The sequence below is a fragment of the Sphingobacterium paramultivorum genome, from assembly GCF_014109745.1.
Classification (GTDB): Bacteria; Bacteroidota; Bacteroidia; order Sphingobacteriales; family Sphingobacteriaceae; genus Sphingobacterium; species Sphingobacterium paramultivorum.
The window spans coordinates 3,005,464-3,023,295 of the sequence record NZ_CP058555.1; the positions used below are offsets into that span (position 1 = coordinate 3,005,464).

Below are 17,832 nucleotides of genomic sequence, written 5' to 3' on the forward strand. Positions count from 1 at the left end.
TCAATAGTTTAGTACACAATACAGATCTTTTTTAATAAAAAAGGGACAACCTATTGTTGTCCCTTTCTAAAAATTTGATTTATATTAATCTTCAAGTGCCTTCACACCTGGAAGAACTCTTCCTTCCATGTATTCCAAAAGTGCACCACCACCTGTACTGACGTAACTTACATCTTCAGTCATACCAAATTTACTTACCGCAGCAGCAGAATCACCACCCCCTATTAAAGAGAATGCGCCATTCTTCGTTGCTTCAACAACAGCATCAGCTACAGCTTTGGTACCCTTCGCAAAAGTATCAAATTCAAAAACACCCATCGGACCATTCCAAAGAACCGTTTTAGAATTTTTGATGATCGCAGCGAAATTTGCTGCAGACTCCTGACCGATATCAAGACCTTGCAAATCTGCCGGAATTTGATCATTTGGCCCATCATATACATTAGCATCGTTTGAAAATGCATCTGCAATCTGAGCATCCGTAGGAATAACCAGGTTTACACCTTTTTCCTTCGCTTTTTTCACCAACTCATTCGCTAAATCAAGTTTATCGATTTCAACCAATGACTTACCAATTTCGCCCCCTCTAGCTTTGATGAACGTATAAGCCATACCTCCACCGATCAAAAGATTATCAACTTTATCCAATAAGGCCTCAATCAACTGAATTTTATCAGAAACTTTTGCCCCCCCCATAATAGCAGTAAAAGGTCTAACCGGATTGTTTAATACTTTTTCTGCATTTCCAACTTCTGCTGCCATCAAGTAACCGCTATATTTAGCTCCTGGAAAAAATTGCGCAACAATTGCTGTCGAAGCATGAGCCCTGTGCGCTGTGCCGAAAGCATCGTTTACATACACATCACCTAATTTGGACAACTTTTCTGCAAATCCAACATCTCCTTTTTCTTCTTCTTTATAGAAACGAAGGTTTTCAAGCAATAAAACCTGACCAGCCTGTAGCGCTGCAGCCTTTTCTACGGCCTCTGTGCCGATACAATCATTGGCAAACTGAACATCAGTACCTAAAACCTGTGAAAGATGAGCAACAATATGTTTTAATGAATACTTATCAGTAGGACCATCTTTTGGTCTTCCTAAATGGGACATCAATATCACGCTTCCACCATCACTCAAAATCTTCTTTATTGTTGGAGCCGCTCCCTGGATACGATTATCATCCGTAATATTGAAATTTTCATCCAAAGGCACGTTGAAATCCACGCGTACCAAGGCTTTTTTACCTGCAAAATTTAAATCGTCTACTGTTTTCATTATGTAACTTTATTGATTTGGGATTAGGTCGTTTTGTCAAACGAACAGCTAAATATAAAAAAAAGCATTTGCTTTCATTAGAAATAATTATTTATTAACAGCAATTCTTACCTTGCATAAATCTTCTCATGACACAAAGTAAGAATTGCCTACATCGTTATAAACCATAATAACCTAGAGTCATACAACGATTGAATTTTCTTTACGAGGCGATTACTAATGAATCTCAACGCTATAAGGCAATCTCGCCTGCACACCCGTCTGTGCAGTAGCTTTTCTCATGACATCAAAATAACGATAATATTCACCCATTTGTTCTTTTGCTACCCAAACTTGAACTTTTTCTTTTGAATTATTCAATATTGAGGTAAAAGGATCTTCTTTCTCTGGATACTGGGACACTTTATATTTACTCAAGTTTGCCTTTTTAGCGGCAGCCTGAATAGCCGCATCCAAGTTCCCCAGACGATCAACCAATTTATTATTCACTCCTTGTGCACCAGTCCAAACTCTTCCTTGTCCAATACTATCAACATCAGCAATGGATAATTTACGGCCGTCTGCAACAACTTTCGTAAATGTACCATATACTTTATTAACTTCTCGCTGGATGATGTCTCTTTCTTCGGCTGTCAACGGTCGATCAAAAGAAGTCATCAAATCGGCAAACTTACCCGTTTTTACACCATCGTAATGTACTCCAATCTTATTGTTCATCAGATTCTGGAAATTAGGAATCACGCCAAATACGCCAATTGATCCCGTAATCGTGGTTGGCTCAGCAAATATCGAATCGGCTGCCGCCGAGATATAATACCCTCCTGATGCAGCTAAATCTCCCATAGAAACGATGACAGGTTTAACTTTCTTGGTCAAGATAACCTCCCGCCAAATAATATCTGACGCTAAAGCAGATCCACCGGGTGAATTGACACGCAAAACAACAGCTTTAACCGCATCATCTTCTCTTAATTTTCGTAGTTCGCGGGAGAATTTATCACCGCCAATTTGGCCAGGTCCAGTTCCTTCACCGTCAACAATTTCTCCAGCAGCATAAAGAACCGCGACTTCAGATCCACTCGCATCGTCTTTTACCTTTTTATTATAATCCAGTAGGGAAACAAACGATATTTCATCTTTTTCCGAAATTTTCAAACGCTTTCTCAGATCTGACAAAAGTTCGTCTTTATACAGCTTGGCATCCGCAAGCTTATATTTTACCGCATCGTCCGCATCCCGAACACGATAGTCATTCGCTATAGCCCGTAATGAATCGGCAGCAATATTTCTGCTCGCCGCTATTTCATTGATAAAAGTACCGTATATACTTCCCAAATATGATGTTACCTGTAAGCGATTGGGATCACTCATTTTATTCAAAAAGTAAGGTTCAACAGCACTTTTAAATGTACCCACCTTCACAATCTGCATCTCTACCCCAACCTTATCCAAGAGGTCCTTATAGAACATCGTAGAACTTGCCAAACCTCTAAAATCAATCGTCCCTTGTGGATTAACATACACCTTATCAGCGGTGCTCGCTACATAATAGGCCTTTTGGTCATACCCGGCATTATAAGCAACAACAAATTTCCCGGTTTTCTTAAAGGCCAAAAGTTCGTCCCTTACTTCCTTTAAGCTCGCAAAACCAACACCGATATGACTAGCATCTAAATAGATCCCTTTAATATTCCCATCCGTAGCTGCATACTTGATCCTCGCCAAAATATCGTCTAGCCCAATATTTTTGGTAGAATAGCCTGGAAGATTGAGACTACCCAAAGGATTAGCTTCACTTCTCTCTGTAATATCATAATCAAAAGATAGGTATAAAACCGAGTTGCTTTTAACAACAATCTCCTGATCAGAGGACGCCGAGCTGATGATCGCCCCAATAATTCCCATCAAAACAATAAACAACACAACAAAAGAGATCACAATCCCCGTAATTGTTGCCAGTACGTACTTAAAAAATGATTTCATATTTTGTAATTAAATCCGATCCATAACCTATCTTCCAGTGGAAAGACTTATTTTTCACTAAAGGTAACGCAATATTTTTTATTCACCCAGTCTTTTATTTCAACTACAACATATTTTTTTCCACGAAATTAGGGCTTCTGGCCGACGGAAATTCACTTTTTCACCTACAATTAATACCCGCATTTCTTCCCATTAAAATCAACAAAAGCTTAATTTAGCATTATGAATAAGATTTATATACTTTTGGGCACTAACCTTGGAGACCGTTTTCAACAGCTTAATCTAGCAAGAAAACAACTTGAAACACACGTTGGAGCAATTATTGAAGCATCGTCGATCTATGAAACAGCGGCTTGGGGAGTTGAAGACCAACCGGCCTTTTTGAATCAGGTCGTTTTAGTAACGTCCGAGTTACAGCCTTTGGCATGCTTAAATCTAACACAACATATCGAACAAGAATTAGGACGTATACGTTTCAAAAAATGGGGAGAAAGAGTAATTGACATCGACCTTCTCTACTTTAACCAGGAAATCATCGACTTGCCCTCACTGCAGATTCCACACCCTTACATCGCCGAACGGAGGTTCACGCTCGAACCATTAGTAGAAATAGCCCCTGGCTATATCCACCCCGTTTACAAAAAAAATAACGTATATTTATTGGATAAATGCACAGACGACTTACCTGTAAAGAAAATTAGCGACGATGAACCATATCGACATTGAACTGATCCGCCAAAACATGTTTGACAACCACGAATTAATCAAACAATTTGTATCCATGTATCTTATTCAAACACCTGTAGATCTCGACAAGCTCCGACAAGCGCTGGCTGAAGGTGATCTTCAAAAGATTGGTGATACAGCCCATCATATCAAACCGACAATGGACTATATCGGTGCCTTTCACTTAAAAGAAAAATTTGAGGAATTAGAGGCCAATGCAAAAAATGAGGAGTCTCTCGAGGGGCTTCAGGCCACCTTTGATATTATAGATATCGAAATGAAAGAGCTCCTTTTTGAATTGGAACAATATGAAAAAACGATCTAAACCAGATCGTTTTTTTTATTGAAATGCAATGCCGACAATAGGAAATATAAAACTAAAATAATCGGTAAAGCCATAAATTGACCAACAACAAACAAGATCAGCGTCAAGATCAAAAATATAAAGCGAAACTTATTCGTTTTCCAGTCCATCGAACTAAATTTCATCGAAAACAACCTAATTTCACTCACCAAAAGATAACTGGTTAGAAGAATACTAACGAGTAATACAATCGGATTTAAAACCAATTGCGGGTACTTGTCTGCTATATAAGGCAATGAAAGCACATAAAATGTATTCATTGGCGTATTCAAACCAATGAAATCAGAAGTTTGACGCTCATCCAGGTTGAACTTTGCTAAACGTAAGGCTGAGAAAACAGTAATGATATACCCTAAATAAGGCAACAGAGAGCCATCAGGAAATACCTTTGTCAATAAGGTAAACATGATTGTCCCAGGTAAAAAACCAAAACTGACCATATCGGCCAACGAATCAAGCTCCTTTCCGATTGGCGATTTAACATGAAGAAGCCGCGCCACCATTCCGTCAAAAAAATCGAATATCCCGGACGCAAAGACACAAATAGTAACCACTTGAATATTGCCTTGCAATGCCATCAATACAGCGATACAGCCACTAAATAAATTTAGGCAAGTCAGTAGATTTGGGATATGTTTTTTCATTTACAGGATCTATTTTATAAAAAAAGCCATCATTCGATTAAAAATGATGGCTAAAATATCAAAATTTGATGGGATTACCCATTCATACTGATCAAAAATTCTTCATTTGATTTAGTTCCACGCAATTGACCTTGTAAAAATTCCATGGCTTCTGTAGAATTCATATCAGATAAGTGGTTACGAAGTACCCAAATACGTTGTAATGTATCTTTGTCAGTCAATAGATCATCGCGACGTGTACTGGAAGCTGTGATATCGATCGCAGGGAAGATACGTTTGTTAGCCAACTTACGATCCAACTGTAATTCCATATTACCTGTACCTTTGAATTCTTCAAAGATAACTTCATCCATTTTAGAACCTGTATCTGTTAATGCTGTTGCTAAAATTGTCAATGAACCACCGTTTTCGATATTCCGGGCAGCACCAAAGAAACGTTTTGGCTTATGTAAAGCGTTAGCGTCCACACCACCTGACAAAATTTTACCTGACGCAGGCGCAACCGTGTTATATGCACGAGCCAATCTTGTGATTGAGTCTAACAAAATAACGACATCATGTCCACACTCTACCATACGTTTCGCTTTCTCAAGCACGATATTCGCGATTTTCACGTGGCGGTCAGCTGGCTCATCAAATGTCGAAGAAACAACTTCAGCGCGTACGCTTCTCGCCATATCAGTAACCTCCTCAGGACGCTCATCGATTAATAAGATAATCAAATAAACTTCTGGGTGATTCTTTGCAATAGCATTTGCAACCTCTTTTAACAAGTTTGTTTTACCCGTTTTCGGTTGAGCAACGATTAATCCACGTTGGCCTTTACCTATAGGCGTAAATAAATCCATGATGCGCGTAGAGTAATTTCCAACGCCCATATCCAAATTTAAACGCTCATCAGGGAACAATGGTGTCAAATAATCAAATGGCACACGGTCACGAACCTCAGCAGGATTTTGCCCATTGATAGCCTCAACCCGTACCAAAGGGAAGTATTTTTCACCCTCTTTAGGTGGACGGATACAACCACGTACCGTATCTCCCGTTTTCAAACCAAATAATTTGATCTGAGATTGTGATACATAAATATCATCAGGAGAAGTCAAATAGTTATAATCTGATGAACGTAAGAAGCCATAACCATCAGGCATGATCTCCAATACACCCTCATTAACGATCACATTATCGAAATCTGTACTTGAAGAAGTGTTTTCTGCTTTAGGAGTTTGTGTTGCTTTTTCAGGTTGGGGACCTTTATCTGCTGATGGTGCATCTTCGGTTACAACCGGAGTTTCGTCATGCTCAGAAACTTCACGTTTTCTTACCGTGACAGGTTCCGCTGTTTTTACAGTCCGGACACGTTTACGTGTACGTTCAGCATGTTCCTGATTATCTTCCTCTACTTTAGCTGCGTTTTCAGCTGGCGCTGGAGCTGCTTCCTCTTCCCCACCAGTATTGCTAATTCTTTCGATTAATTCTTGTTTACGCAATTTATCAGCATCTGCGATACCGATCAATTTAGCAATCTCGCGCAATTCCGATACGAGTTTAGCGTTTAATTCGTTAATATCCATTAATGTGTTGTGTATGATTTTTGGATTTTTTTTTGAGCTTTTTTCTGAATTCTGATTACACACTTAAACAAGTTTCCATGATTAAGTGTGATGAAGAACTTAATGATTTCTTTTAAACCCGAAGTGGATTAAATATTGAGAACCTAGACAAAGAAAAAAACAAATTTTGTTATTTCAAAATATTTCAAAAAAAATATTTACTATTGTAGCTAGTAAAACGATTTAACAACATTTTTAGATTGAATTTTATATTTTTTTTCATAAGTTCGTACCTTTCAAAATTTAAGTTTTTAGATCCCTTATATGGAACAGCAACAAACTAAAACCAATTACCCCGCACTCTACACATTGATTATTGTGTTTTTCTTTTGGGGGTTCATTGCGGCAGGGAACAGTGTTTTTATACCGTTCTGCAAAAATTACTTTCATTTAGACCAGTTTCAATCCCAGTTAATAGACTTTGCTTTTTATACAGCCTATTATATTGGTGCATTGTTACTATTTATTTTCAGTTCAATCGGAGGAAAGGACCTGGTTGGAAAATGGGGATATAAAAAGAGTATCGTTTACGGTTTACTTTTCTCGGCCTTGGGTGCAGCAGCCATGATTGTTGCTGTCGAAGTAAATTTGTATGTTGGTATGTTGTTGGGACTATTCGTTGTAGCCCTTGGTTTTTCATTACAACAAACTGCAGCAAATCCATTTGCCGTTTTATTGGGCGATCCAAAAACGGGTGCTTCCCGCGTGAACCTAGGCGGTGGTATCAACTCATTTGGTACAACAATAGGACCTCTTGTTATCGGATTTTCCTTATTCGGAACTTTTGAACCTATTTCTGACTCCGAGATCGCCAACCTTCCTCTAAACAAGGTTGTGTATCTTTACATAGGTGTTGGTCTATTGTTCCTGCTTGCTGCAGCATTATTTAATTTCAGTAAAAAAGTTCCTGCTGGCATTAGTGATGAACCGATGGAAAAGGCTAATAAAGCTTTACGTACATTGATCATTATGACCGTACTACTTTTTGGTATGTTCACACCAGTTTTTTTAAGCTACAAGAGTGACTTAGCCTTGCAGGTAGAGCAGTTACACAAACAGGTTTCAAGTTTAACGGATCAGGTTCAGATTGACCAACTCAAATTGCACATTAAAGAAGTTGCCAAACCACTCGAAATGCAACGTATGTTATGGTTGGCTGGAGCATTGGTCGTTGTCATCGGTGGTTTATTGTTCTCCAATAAGAGCGCGCAAAAAAATCCAGAAGGCTGGGGTGCGATGAAATATCCACAATTGGCTTTGGGTATGCTCGCCCTATTTATCTATGTCGGTATCGAAGTTGCTATCGGTAGTAACCTCGGCGAATTATTGACATTGAAGGAATTTGGTCACTTGCAATCATCGCAAATTACACCTTATGTATCCATGTATTGGGGGAGTATGATGATTGGTCGTTGGGCCGGTGCAATTACAGCCTTTAACTTGAGTAAATCGGCTAAAAATGGATTATTGATTATCGTTCCTCTGATTGCATTCTCCATTATCATCGGAGTCAATACGCTTGCAGGATTTGAAATGTCGCATCTCTATTATTACGTAGTATGTATTCTTCTTCAGATTGTAGCATTCTACCTAAGTAAAGAAAAACCTGCTCGTACATTGATTATTTTCGGATTATTTGGAATCATCGCGATGTTAATTGGCCTATTCTCATCGGGTACTATTGCAATCTATGCTTTCTTATCAGGCGGTCTTGCTTGTTCAATTATGTGGTCTTCGATTTTCAGTTTATCCATTGTAGGTTTAGGTAAATATACCGCTCAAGGTTCGGCATTTCTTGTCATGATGATTCTTGGTGGTGGTGTTCTTCCTCCGATTCAAGGAAAATTAGCGGATATTATCGGCATTCATAATTCGTATATTCTACCATTAATCGGATTCTGTTATGTTGTTTTCTTTGCGATATTTGTTAAGGGAATATTAACAAAACAAGGAATCAATATTGACGAAATAGAGGCTGAAGGGGGACATTAACACCCCTCACTAATTGTAAATAGTACACTATTTAAACAATTTTATTACACAGCTCAAAAACTGGCTTAACAATATCGTTAAGCCAGTTTTTTTATACGGTCACCAAAGTACAAAAATTTATTTTTTGAAAAATACGTGGATAAATTATGATATTTAAAATTAAAAAATGTATTTTCGGGGAATTGATTAATGAATTGATTACTCATTTTATAACGATAAACACAATTAAAACTACTCAATAATGATAATCATTGCTGACGGGGGATCAACAAAAACAAACTGGTGTTTGTTAGACGATTCGAATAAAAAAATCTACTTCAACACAGAAGGATATAACCCTTATTTTGTTGATAGTGAATACATTGTAAACTCCCTAAAAAAAGGACTACCGCAAGATTTACCTTTTGAAAAAATCTCAGAAGTAAACTATTATGGTGCAGGTGTTCATAACAAGGAAAAAGCACAAATTGTAGTTGATGCCTTAAAACAAGTATTTACGACAGCTGAAGTTGAAGTAGGACACGATCTTCTTGCAGCAGCAAGAGCATTATTAGGAACTCAAGCCGGATTCGCTGCGATCTTAGGAACAGGAACAAACTCTTGTCTCTACGACGGCAAAGAAATCACATTAAACATCGACTCAGGTGCTTACATTTTAGGTGATGAAGGTTCTGGTAGTTATATCGGTAAAAAATTACTGGCAGATTATGTTCGTAATTTGATGCCTAAAGATGTTAAAGAGGTATTCTACAACACGTATAAAATGACAAAAGATGAAATTATGGACGCGGTTTATACCAAACCTATGCCAAATCGTTTCTGTGCTAGCTTTAGCAAATTTGTCTATGACAACAATGTAAATATCGAATATACACGTAATATCGTTGATGAAGCTTTTGAAGCATTTTTCAGAAACCTTGTTAGCAAATACCCTAATTATCAAAGTTATACTTTCAACTGTATCGGTTCAGTAGGTTATAATTTCAGAAATGTATTAGCTGAAAAAGCTGAGCAATATGGAATGAAAGTAGGTAAGATCTTACGTTCCCCTATTGACGATTTAGTACAATTCCACATCGATAGAGCGGCAGCAACTGCCAAATAAAAAAGAAAAATAATCTTTAACATAATGAAAGGTGTTCAATAAAATTGGATACCTTTTTTTGTGGCCCTTACCCCACTCCATTGTCTTTCTGATCGTCTCCTCAACGAAAATTTCCTGCTAATATTAATTTCCAATAAACTAATTCATACCGTTTTACAAGATATTTTAATGATTTAATAACAGGAATTTCATCGGTACAAAATAAAAGTATCTTTTTTTTGTAAAAGAAGATAACAGATTTATTGAATGAAAAATCGTGGCATACAATAACACAAAAAACGGTAAAATAGATCGTTCATGATCGATTCATTTCAGACAAATCCGTCAAAGGTGAAAAATATAGTCCTCAACAGACGGACAGACAACAAAATCAACAAAGGTTGATAAATCTTTGTAGACATAGATGAATAAACAAATTTATTGCAAATGAAAAGAAGCCTTGATATACTTGTAATCTCAGATTTACACCTAGGTACCTACGGTAGTAGAGCTAAAGAGCTTTTACTTTACCTAGAGTCCGTATCTCCCAAAATACTGATACTCAATGGAGACATCGTAGACATTTGGCAATTTAAAAAAAGCTATTTCCCACAGGAACATCTCAAAGTCATCAAAAAGATTATTGACATGAGCTCTTCTGGTACAGAAGTGCATTACATCACGGGCAACCACGATGAAATGTTGCGCAAATTTACCGATCTAAAATTAGGTAATATCAAGCTGAGCAATAAACTACTTCTCTCACTCAATAATCAAAAAGTGTGGATCTTTCATGGGGATGTTTTCGACGCATCCATTCATCATTCTAAATGGTTGGCCAAACTGGGTGGATGGGGATATGACAAATTAATCCAGCTCAATAATATCATTAATTATTGCCTGGATAAAATGGGTAAGGAGAAATACTCTCTTTCTAAAAAGATCAAAAACTCTGTTAAAAAGGCCGTCAAGTATATATCGGATTTTGAACATACAGCTACTGAACTAGCGATTGAAAAAAATTACGATTTCGTTATCTGTGGACACATCCATCAACCTCAAATCAAAGAAGTTATTACCCGAAAAGGAACCTGCACCTATATGAACTCAGGGGACTGGATTGAAAATCTCAGTAGTTTAGAATATAAAAATGGGGAATGGAAGCTGTTCTACTTTGAAGAAAACAAAGAACAAATCCTGAAGAATAAAATCATCGATATCCCTCTTTTCAGCCTGGAAGATCTTAAAAAGATTGTCATATCTTAATGGACACAACGCAGATCTGCATAAAATCAGGAAAACAATAAAACAAAAAGCCGAGCTAGCTCGGCTTTTTGTTTTATTGTTTATAACTCAAATGTCGAACCGATTTCCGGCAATGACAATGAAATATCCTCATTTTGGAATTTATCCAAAGCTTGTTGTTTATCGATCATTATTGGCGGAAATGAATCGTAATGGATACCAACTACCCGAGCACAATTCACAAATTCAGCGGCTTTAATTGCATCATCCACGTCCATTGTATAATGCCCACCAATAGGCAAAAATGCCCAATCCAGCTTCATGTCTGCCAGCAATTTCATTTCCATGGTTAACGCAGTGTCTCCAGCAAAATAAATTCGCTTGCCTTTTACATTAAAGACAAAACCTACAGGAAACCCACCGTATTGACCATCAGGTGTACTATTGGTATGTGCGGCATATACCATCTTTACCGAACCAAAAGGCAGTTGAACTGTTCCGCCCAAGTTAAACTCGATAACTTTATCGTCAGGCACTCCCTGTCTTCTCACCCAGCCTGCAGTTTCAACAATCGCTAAAACAGTGGCACCGCTGTTTTTTTGAATCGTCGCCATATCTGCTACATGGTCCTGATGCCCGTGACTTAAAAAGATATAATCCGGTTTAATTGTATTTACATCGATTTCTTTTGCAAGTGGATTATAGCTTACAAATGGATCTAAAAGAACCTTCGTGCCGTCAAAATCAAACTCCATACAAGATTGTCCGTAATAAGTCGCTTTCATGGTAATATTGCTATTGATTAAATAATCCGCCTAGTCCTCCTAGTCCACCCAACATATCCTTGCTTGCTGCTTGCATTTCAGCCTGGCTGATATTCTCAGCTTGAGCAATTGCCTTATTCAGAGCAACCACAAGCAACTCCTCCAATTCTTCTTTATCTGCGTTTGATAAAAATATAGGATCGATGGTAACCTCTTTTATCTCTTTATTTGCTGTCGCTATCACACGGATTAAACCACCTTCCGCTTCACCAGACACAGAAATTGAATCCAATCTTTTTTTGATTTCCTCCGCCTTTTGCTGGGCTTGAAATAATTTGTCAAACATATTTATATCATTTATTTGATGCCAATTTACAAAAATCTGTGCATACCTACTATTGCTAATTTACTTTCGCTAATGCTTCCCTTTTATTTCTGAAAGTGTCTGATCTTATTGGCCAAAAAGAACCTTCAGTTCGCTTTCATTGCTCTTGGTGTCTGCGAAGTCAGGAAGGTTTTGTATTTTTGCAACATGCAAAGCAATCAAGAAAAACTAGTCGCCCATATTTTGGACCAGTTGGACCTAAATCCGGCAGCTATTCCAGCTGAAACCTACGACACATTGATTTCAGATCGCCCTCAACTTGTCGACATCGATGATATGGTCTCCTATATCAAACGTATCGGGACTGATCTCGATGCCATCGATAAAACAGTTGAACTGGTTGAAAAAATTGAAGACGAAACAAGTATTCTAATCCATAAGCTTAAGTTTATTTCGGCTACTGACAGGCCCAAGGTATTGGTACTGGACCAAATACAGCCCCTTGAAATAAACCGTTCTGCCTATCTGCAGGAAGCCATAAAAATTGCAGGTGGTATTCCAGTTACGACAGAAAATGAAGCCGATAAAATCATTGTCATCGGTCATGGGGAACAGACATTTATCCAAATCCCACAATTGTTGAATACGGCAGCTATCGCATCATCCAAAGCTATCGAGCTAGATCAAGTCTTTATTATGATCAGTGAACAATTTGCAAAGATTCCCGGATACAATTACTTGAGCGAACTCGAATCCTTAGCCGAAATTCTTCAGCCAAAGTATTTTGTATATGGTCATGAAGGGAACGATTGGCTACAATTTCAACTAAGCTAAAAAACCAAAAATATCGGCATAAAAAAACAGCTCCAGTAGAACAAGAGCTGTTTTTTTTATGTTTTATGATTTTAGTTATATCTTCTGCGCAGGACGTCGTATAATTTTTCAACGGTATGCGGCTTATCTGCCCATTTATTTTTAATAGCATAATTTGTCTGCAAAAATGCGTCCGCTTCTGCGTAGCTTGTAAACCTATTCAATAATTCGACAGCCTCACTATACGCTAAACTATACCCATTAAACAAATCCTTAATAAATAAGAGTTTGTCATTTAAGCTTATCCCTGCTTTAATATCCGTGAGTTTATCGGTATGTCCAGATTGATTCACCTGATAAACACGATTCTGCACGCCGGCTTGTTTCTGTTGAGAGATAATTTCATTTAAGGTCAATGGTCTCGCTGGAGCTTCCTCAATGACCGTATTGATTTCTTCCTGAATAAAAACTTCTTGCGGCTGTTCGATAACGACTTCTTTTGGTTCTTCGATTACTTCTGTAACGAAGACAGTCGGTTCTTCGACTTGCTCAGTGACGTCCTTTTCTGCCTGATAAGCTAATTCCTCCACTGGGGCAGCTGCAAAAACCGAGGGAATTGCAGCAACTGGAGGAATGACAGGTTCAACAATTTCAGGACTAGGTTCCTCCGATTTTGCAGGTTCACTTTCAGAAACAAATGGGACTTCTTTTTCCGCCACGATAGTTTCTTCATTTACCAGAATGCTTTCTTCATTTCCACGGCTGAAATCTTCAACTGGCTGAGCGTCTTGAACCTCTTTTTGAGGCTGTTCAGCAACAACTTGTTGCGCTGATGTTCTAATGGTAGAAGGTGGGGTAAAATAATCGTTGAAAGCAATCTTCTTACTGTCCAAGGCAGCAGTACTTAAAGCATGCTGCGATTGACCTTCCTGAAGAACAGCCTTGGTCTTTAGTAAAGTTATGTATGCTGCCACAGCCTGTGCTTTCGCTTCCAGTGTTACTAATTCGTTAATTTCGGACAAACTCCCCTGCTCTGACAAGCTTAGATACTGTCCATTTAAATCCTGTAATAAATCGCCTATCTTATTAAAAATTTCCTCTTTAGTACCCATAATTCTATTTGAAATCACCAATTAATCATTTATAATACTTATACCTTCAACCGACCGAAAAGTGGAAAACTCAATCCTTTGATTTAGAAATATTTGGATTTACGTTCACTTTTTTGCTACCCAAATTTAATATTTAATTCTGATATTAGCAGTGTCAAAAACAGAATATAATGGGAGGTCATTTTACAAAAATCACCTTATTTGCAGACCTTCCGACAAAATTAAATTAATCAAATGCTTTTTTCCGAACATAATTTGGCTTTGCGCCCCGCTCAATATGGTAGCATTGAAATTGTCTGTGGCTCGATGTTCTCAGGCAAGACAGAAGAATTGATTCGCAGGCTAAAACGAGCACAATATGCACGTCTGAATGTCGAAATCTTTAAACCATCTGTTGACAAACGATACGATGAAAAGTTGGTCGTTTCTCACGATAGTAATAGCATCCCGTCAACACCCGTTGATCATTCTTCAGCGATCCTACTCTTAAGCTCATCTACCCAAGTTGTCGGAATCGATGAAGCACAATTTTTTGATGACGGTTTGACAGAGGTGTGTGTCAAATTGGCAAACAGTGGTATTCGGGTAATTGTTGCCGGGCTCGATATGGATTTTCAAGGGCAACCATTTGGCCCAATTCCCAATCTAATGGCAGTAGCCGAACACGTTACGAAAGTACATGCGGTTTGCATGCAATGTGGCGCTCCAGCGAATTATTCCTATCGCCTGACCAAGGATACGGAAACCGTACTTTTAGGTGAAAAAGACGCTTATGAACCACGTTGTAGACCCTGTTATTTCCACTTGAATAAATAGCCTGATCAAAAAAGTCAACTAAAAATCTGCCAAAAGTGCTATAAACACTATTTGGCATAGGATTTGAAATATACTTTATAAATAAGAAGATTAGCGCTATTAATAGCGACAAAATACTTTTCATAATTTAGGTTTATAATTGGTTAGTTAGCACCTCCTTGCCCATCAAGGAGGTGTTTTTTTTAACAAAAAAAAGAACGCTGCTCTCTTTGACTGAGAACAGCGTTCTTTTTTTGATCAACTCCTATATACAAGGTTTAAGGCTGAACACCGTAGTTTATTACCTTACGGCCGATATTCCCTGTTTGATCCATTCCCTCGACGATTACCTTGTAATTTCCATTTCCGTCGGCATTATAAAACTGAATGGCAGCCTCCCCGGTCTCTGTGATCGAGACTTTCGGATTCCAGTAAATGGTCGTTCTCAAATCGTTTGCAGCCTTTCTTTCCGGCGTATCATATTTTGGAACATAGAATTTCCGCTCTTTAATATACCCCAATGGATACATATCGATTACATTTGATTTAGGCAATAAGCTTTCAATCTCACTCAATGACATCCGTGGTTTCTTCGCTTCCACTTTCTTCGTATAGATTGACACAACACCATTATTTTGATACATTCTGGAGACTGTACCCAATTCATCACGTAAGAAGATTTCGATACCTTCGATATCCGCGACATTGATGCTATTCAATCCGGGCTCATCAATAGCCATACCGTTCAGAAAGAATTGAACAGGTGTACGCCCACCCGCATTATAATCACGAGAAACATAATATTTCAATGTCTGTGGATCATAAGTAATGCCCGTCAATACCGTTTGAAGACACATGGTCAACACGTTACAACCCGTCAAACGTTCGGGTTCAATACGGTGTTCCGGCATGGACAGCCCCGAAATAGAAGGAAAATCTTTATTGGTGATTACTTTCTTCACTACCGCTGTCACTTCGACCTCATCCAAGAGAATCGATTTTCGATATTCTTTTCGGCTATTCGCCAAATAAGGAGCAAAAGCTTGGTCTATATTAGGTACAAAATAACTCTTATAACCATTATTCTTATCGATCTCGGGGTAAAAGCTCTGGTCCATATTAATAACCAAGCTTCGGTAATTGTCATTCGATCGGGCATTAACCGTTACTTTGGACGAATCCGGGAACACAAGATCTTTAAATGTGAATCGTCCATTTTGATCCGTATAAACGTCCTTCTTAATATTACGGGAAGGTACCGATAAAAGTAACCCACCATTTGGATAAGGACGTCCCGTATTCATCCGAAGTATACCTGACAATTCGATTCCTTGCTCAGGAAGGAAACTAATCTGCGGCAACTTCTCCGATATAAGCGTCGGGTAGTCAAATCGACGATAGCCCTGCGTCATTAATAAAGCATCCAAAGCTTTATCCCGGTTGGGATTTTTTTCATCAAAATATGAATTTGGGTTCTCTACATTTCCTTTGAGGTCCGAAGTCAACAAAAAGTTGCTCACAATCGATAGATCTGCCTGATCATTATAAGGAACTTTGGATTCGTCTATTACAGCTACTGAATAGCTTCCTGGGAACTTCTGTCCATTGTTGTCTACAGCAAGTTTAAGATTGACCAAGTCTTTGGCCTTATAACTTTGCTTATCGCTGGTAACCTGAATATTTAAAAGCTTTTCACTTTGAACAAATGCCAGACGCTCACTGAGAGGCTTTCCATCAGGACTCAATAAAGTTACCTGGACAATACCATTTGGTAAACGCTCTTTCGGAATATTGACCAATGCTGATGAAGATTTTAAATTCACTTGCGCGCCAAAACAGAGATGTCCATTCGACTGAACTAAAACATAATAGGATTGCCCCTGGTTTTTTGAAAAATTCTCTTCACTGGTTACCACGGCAAACTCAGCATTCGTGGCATCCTGTTTTACAAAAACAACATTTGCCTTGTCATTGACAACAGCCGGCAATTTGTATTTGCGTTCCTGTCCATTCTCAAACTTCACAACAGCTTGATAATTTTCTCCTGCGAGCGGCAGAAGAGAAAAATAGCCCATTCCAGTTCCGAAGTCCGCAAACTCCGCTACAGACTTGCCCTTTGAATCTAAAATACTTCCTTTTACCTTTAGACCTTTCCCATCGGATCCGAGAGCTTTAAATGCCACTTTTTTTGCCAATCCGGCGATAATATCTCCCCCTTCAGGAAAGAATTGCACGTCTGCATCCCACAAGGCATTTTTGAGCAAGAAAGAACTAGACAAAGGTTTTTCATTTTTATTCTCCTGAATGCTAATCTTCAGTTGTCCTTTCTCCAAATTTGCTTTTTCCTTTGCAGACAAATTTATCGTTACTTTCCCTAGACCATCCGTCTCACCTTTACCCTTGTCGAACGTTTCCCATCCCGAGACAAACTCCCAATTGATTTTTGAATTGATCATCGGTTTTCCCGTACGATCGCGGAACTGTATGACAGCTTGGGTTTTATTGCCACCAATGTTATTTTGAAATTCAATGTTCGTAATCAATTTCTTATTGATAACATCACCGATTGGCACCACTTTATTAAAGAAGTAGGCATTATCAAAGTTGGCCATCCATTTTGTGTAACCTCTAAATCGATAATTGTCCTGAGACATAAATTGAGGATCAAGTACAATCTGCCCATTTCCTACCCCTTTATCCAATGGAATTTTTAGTGTTTGAATCAGGGAATCACGACTGTTCAGTACTTCCACATAAGCTATTTTACTCGGCTCATATTCGGCCAAATTGCGGGATAAATAGGTCGAAAACCAGAGGGTATCCCCCACCGCATAATATGGTTTATCGAAATGTAAATGTACCTTTTCAACTGGGTAGACCTGAAAATATTTCTGAACTCGTTCTACGATCGTATTAATAGGCAACGTAGGTGTAGTCTGGGCATAAGTCGTCCCCATTCCTAACAGTCCTATCGATAAAGTCAATAGTTTTATGTGCTTCATTGAAAGTCTTAGAATAAAAAATGAATAGCTAAATATATTCAATTTTGAGCAAAGACCAACCCCATTGGGGTATTTTTAACATTTATTATACCTAT

15 protein-coding genes are annotated in these 17,832 nt (G+C 38.3%); 7 read left to right on the plus strand and 8 right to left on the minus strand.

Annotation, left to right across the window (positions count from 1 at the left end):
• Positions 1-84: 84 nt before the first annotated feature.
• Positions 85-1,275 carry a phosphoglycerate kinase gene (locus HS960_RS12900; RefSeq protein ID WP_153846118.1) on the minus strand — a complete coding sequence of 397 codons (1,191 nt, stop codon included), beginning with the start codon at positions 1,273-1,275 and terminating at the stop codon, positions 85-87.
• Positions 1,276-1,491: 216 nt separating this feature from the next.
• Positions 1,492-3,258, minus strand: coding sequence for a signal peptide peptidase SppA (sppA, locus tag HS960_RS12905; RefSeq protein ID WP_159729065.1), 1,767 nt, complete (start codon positions 3,256-3,258; stop codon positions 1,492-1,494).
• Positions 3,259-3,480: 222 nt separating this feature from the next.
• On the opposite strand from sppA, the gene folK reads away from it, so the two are divergent.
• Complete coding sequence (folK, locus tag HS960_RS12910; protein WP_153846116.1) at positions 3,481-3,984, plus strand: 2-amino-4-hydroxy-6-hydroxymethyldihydropteridine diphosphokinase; 504 nt, start codon at positions 3,481-3,483, stop codon at positions 3,982-3,984.
• Complete coding sequence (locus HS960_RS12915; RefSeq protein WP_153846115.1) at positions 3,965-4,309, plus strand: Hpt domain-containing protein; 345 nt, start codon at positions 3,965-3,967, stop codon at positions 4,307-4,309. Before folK ends, HS960_RS12915 begins: the two co-directional genes overlap by 20 nt.
• On the opposite strand, the gene pssA is transcribed toward HS960_RS12915, so the two are convergent.
• Both pssA and rho read right to left on the minus strand, forming a co-directional pair.
• Complete coding sequence (gene pssA / locus HS960_RS12920; RefSeq protein WP_153846114.1) at positions 4,306-4,992, minus strand: CDP-diacylglycerol--serine O-phosphatidyltransferase; 687 nt, start codon at positions 4,990-4,992, stop codon at positions 4,306-4,308. The genes HS960_RS12915 and pssA overlap by 4 nt on opposite strands.
• Positions 4,993-5,066: 74 nt before the next feature.
• Complete coding sequence (rho, locus tag HS960_RS12925; protein WP_153846113.1) at positions 5,067-6,566, minus strand: transcription termination factor Rho; 1,500 nt, start codon at positions 6,564-6,566, stop codon at positions 5,067-5,069.
• A gap of 303 nt (positions 6,567-6,869) precedes the next feature.
• On the opposite strand from rho, the gene HS960_RS12930 reads away from it, so the two are divergent.
• The 3 genes from HS960_RS12930 (at position 6,870) to HS960_RS12940 (ending at position 10,947) form a co-directional block, all read left to right on the plus strand.
• Complete coding sequence (locus HS960_RS12930) at positions 6,870-8,597, plus strand: MFS transporter (protein WP_075991739.1); 1,728 nt, start codon at positions 6,870-6,872, stop codon at positions 8,595-8,597.
• Positions 8,598-8,838: 241 nt separating this feature from the next.
• Positions 8,839-9,702 (plus strand): N-acetylglucosamine kinase, encoded by an 864-nt coding sequence (locus HS960_RS12935; protein WP_046671899.1) that lies wholly within the window; start codon positions 8,839-8,841, stop codon positions 9,700-9,702.
• Positions 9,703-10,128: 426 nt separating this feature from the next.
• Positions 10,129-10,947: a UDP-2,3-diacylglucosamine diphosphatase gene (locus tag HS960_RS12940; protein ID WP_046671898.1), complete on the plus strand. Its 819-nt coding sequence runs from the start codon at positions 10,129-10,131 to the stop codon at positions 10,945-10,947.
• Positions 10,948-11,027: 80 nt separating this feature from the next.
• Here the strand turns inward: HS960_RS12940 and HS960_RS12945 are convergent, their stop codons facing one another.
• Together HS960_RS12945 and HS960_RS12950 are read right to left on the minus strand one after the other, a co-directional pair.
• Positions 11,028-11,711, minus strand: a complete 684-nt coding sequence (locus HS960_RS12945) for a metal-dependent hydrolase (protein WP_153846112.1) — start codon at positions 11,709-11,711, stop codon at positions 11,028-11,030.
• Between the two features lie 10 nt (positions 11,712-11,721).
• Positions 11,722-12,036, minus strand: a complete 315-nt coding sequence (locus HS960_RS12950; RefSeq protein ID WP_153846111.1) for a YbaB/EbfC family nucleoid-associated protein — start codon at positions 12,034-12,036, stop codon at positions 11,722-11,724.
• 186 nt (positions 12,037-12,222) lie between these two features.
• Here HS960_RS12950 and HS960_RS12955 point away from each other — a divergent pair, with 186 nt between their 5' ends.
• Positions 12,223-12,849 (plus strand): substrate-binding domain-containing protein, encoded by a 627-nt coding sequence (locus HS960_RS12955; protein ID WP_153846110.1) that lies wholly within the window; start codon positions 12,223-12,225, stop codon positions 12,847-12,849.
• Between the two features lie 71 nt (positions 12,850-12,920).
• Here HS960_RS12955 and HS960_RS12960 read toward each other — a convergent pair whose 3' ends face one another.
• Complete coding sequence (locus tag HS960_RS12960) at positions 12,921-13,940, minus strand: hypothetical protein (RefSeq protein WP_182332902.1); 1,020 nt, start codon at positions 13,938-13,940, stop codon at positions 12,921-12,923.
• 234 nt (positions 13,941-14,174) lie between these two features.
• Between HS960_RS12960 and HS960_RS12965 the strand changes: the two genes are divergently transcribed.
• A complete protein-coding gene (locus tag HS960_RS12965) occupies positions 14,175-14,756 on the plus strand; it encodes a thymidine kinase (protein ID WP_075991734.1) in 582 nt (193 codons plus the stop codon).
• Between the two features lie 257 nt (positions 14,757-15,013).
• On the opposite strand, the gene HS960_RS12970 is transcribed toward HS960_RS12965, so the two are convergent.
• On the minus strand, positions 15,014-17,737 hold the full coding sequence (locus HS960_RS12970; RefSeq protein ID WP_182332904.1) for a carboxypeptidase regulatory-like domain-containing protein: 2,724 nt from the start codon (positions 17,735-17,737) through the stop codon (positions 15,014-15,016).
• Positions 17,738-17,832: the final 95 nt, after the last annotated feature.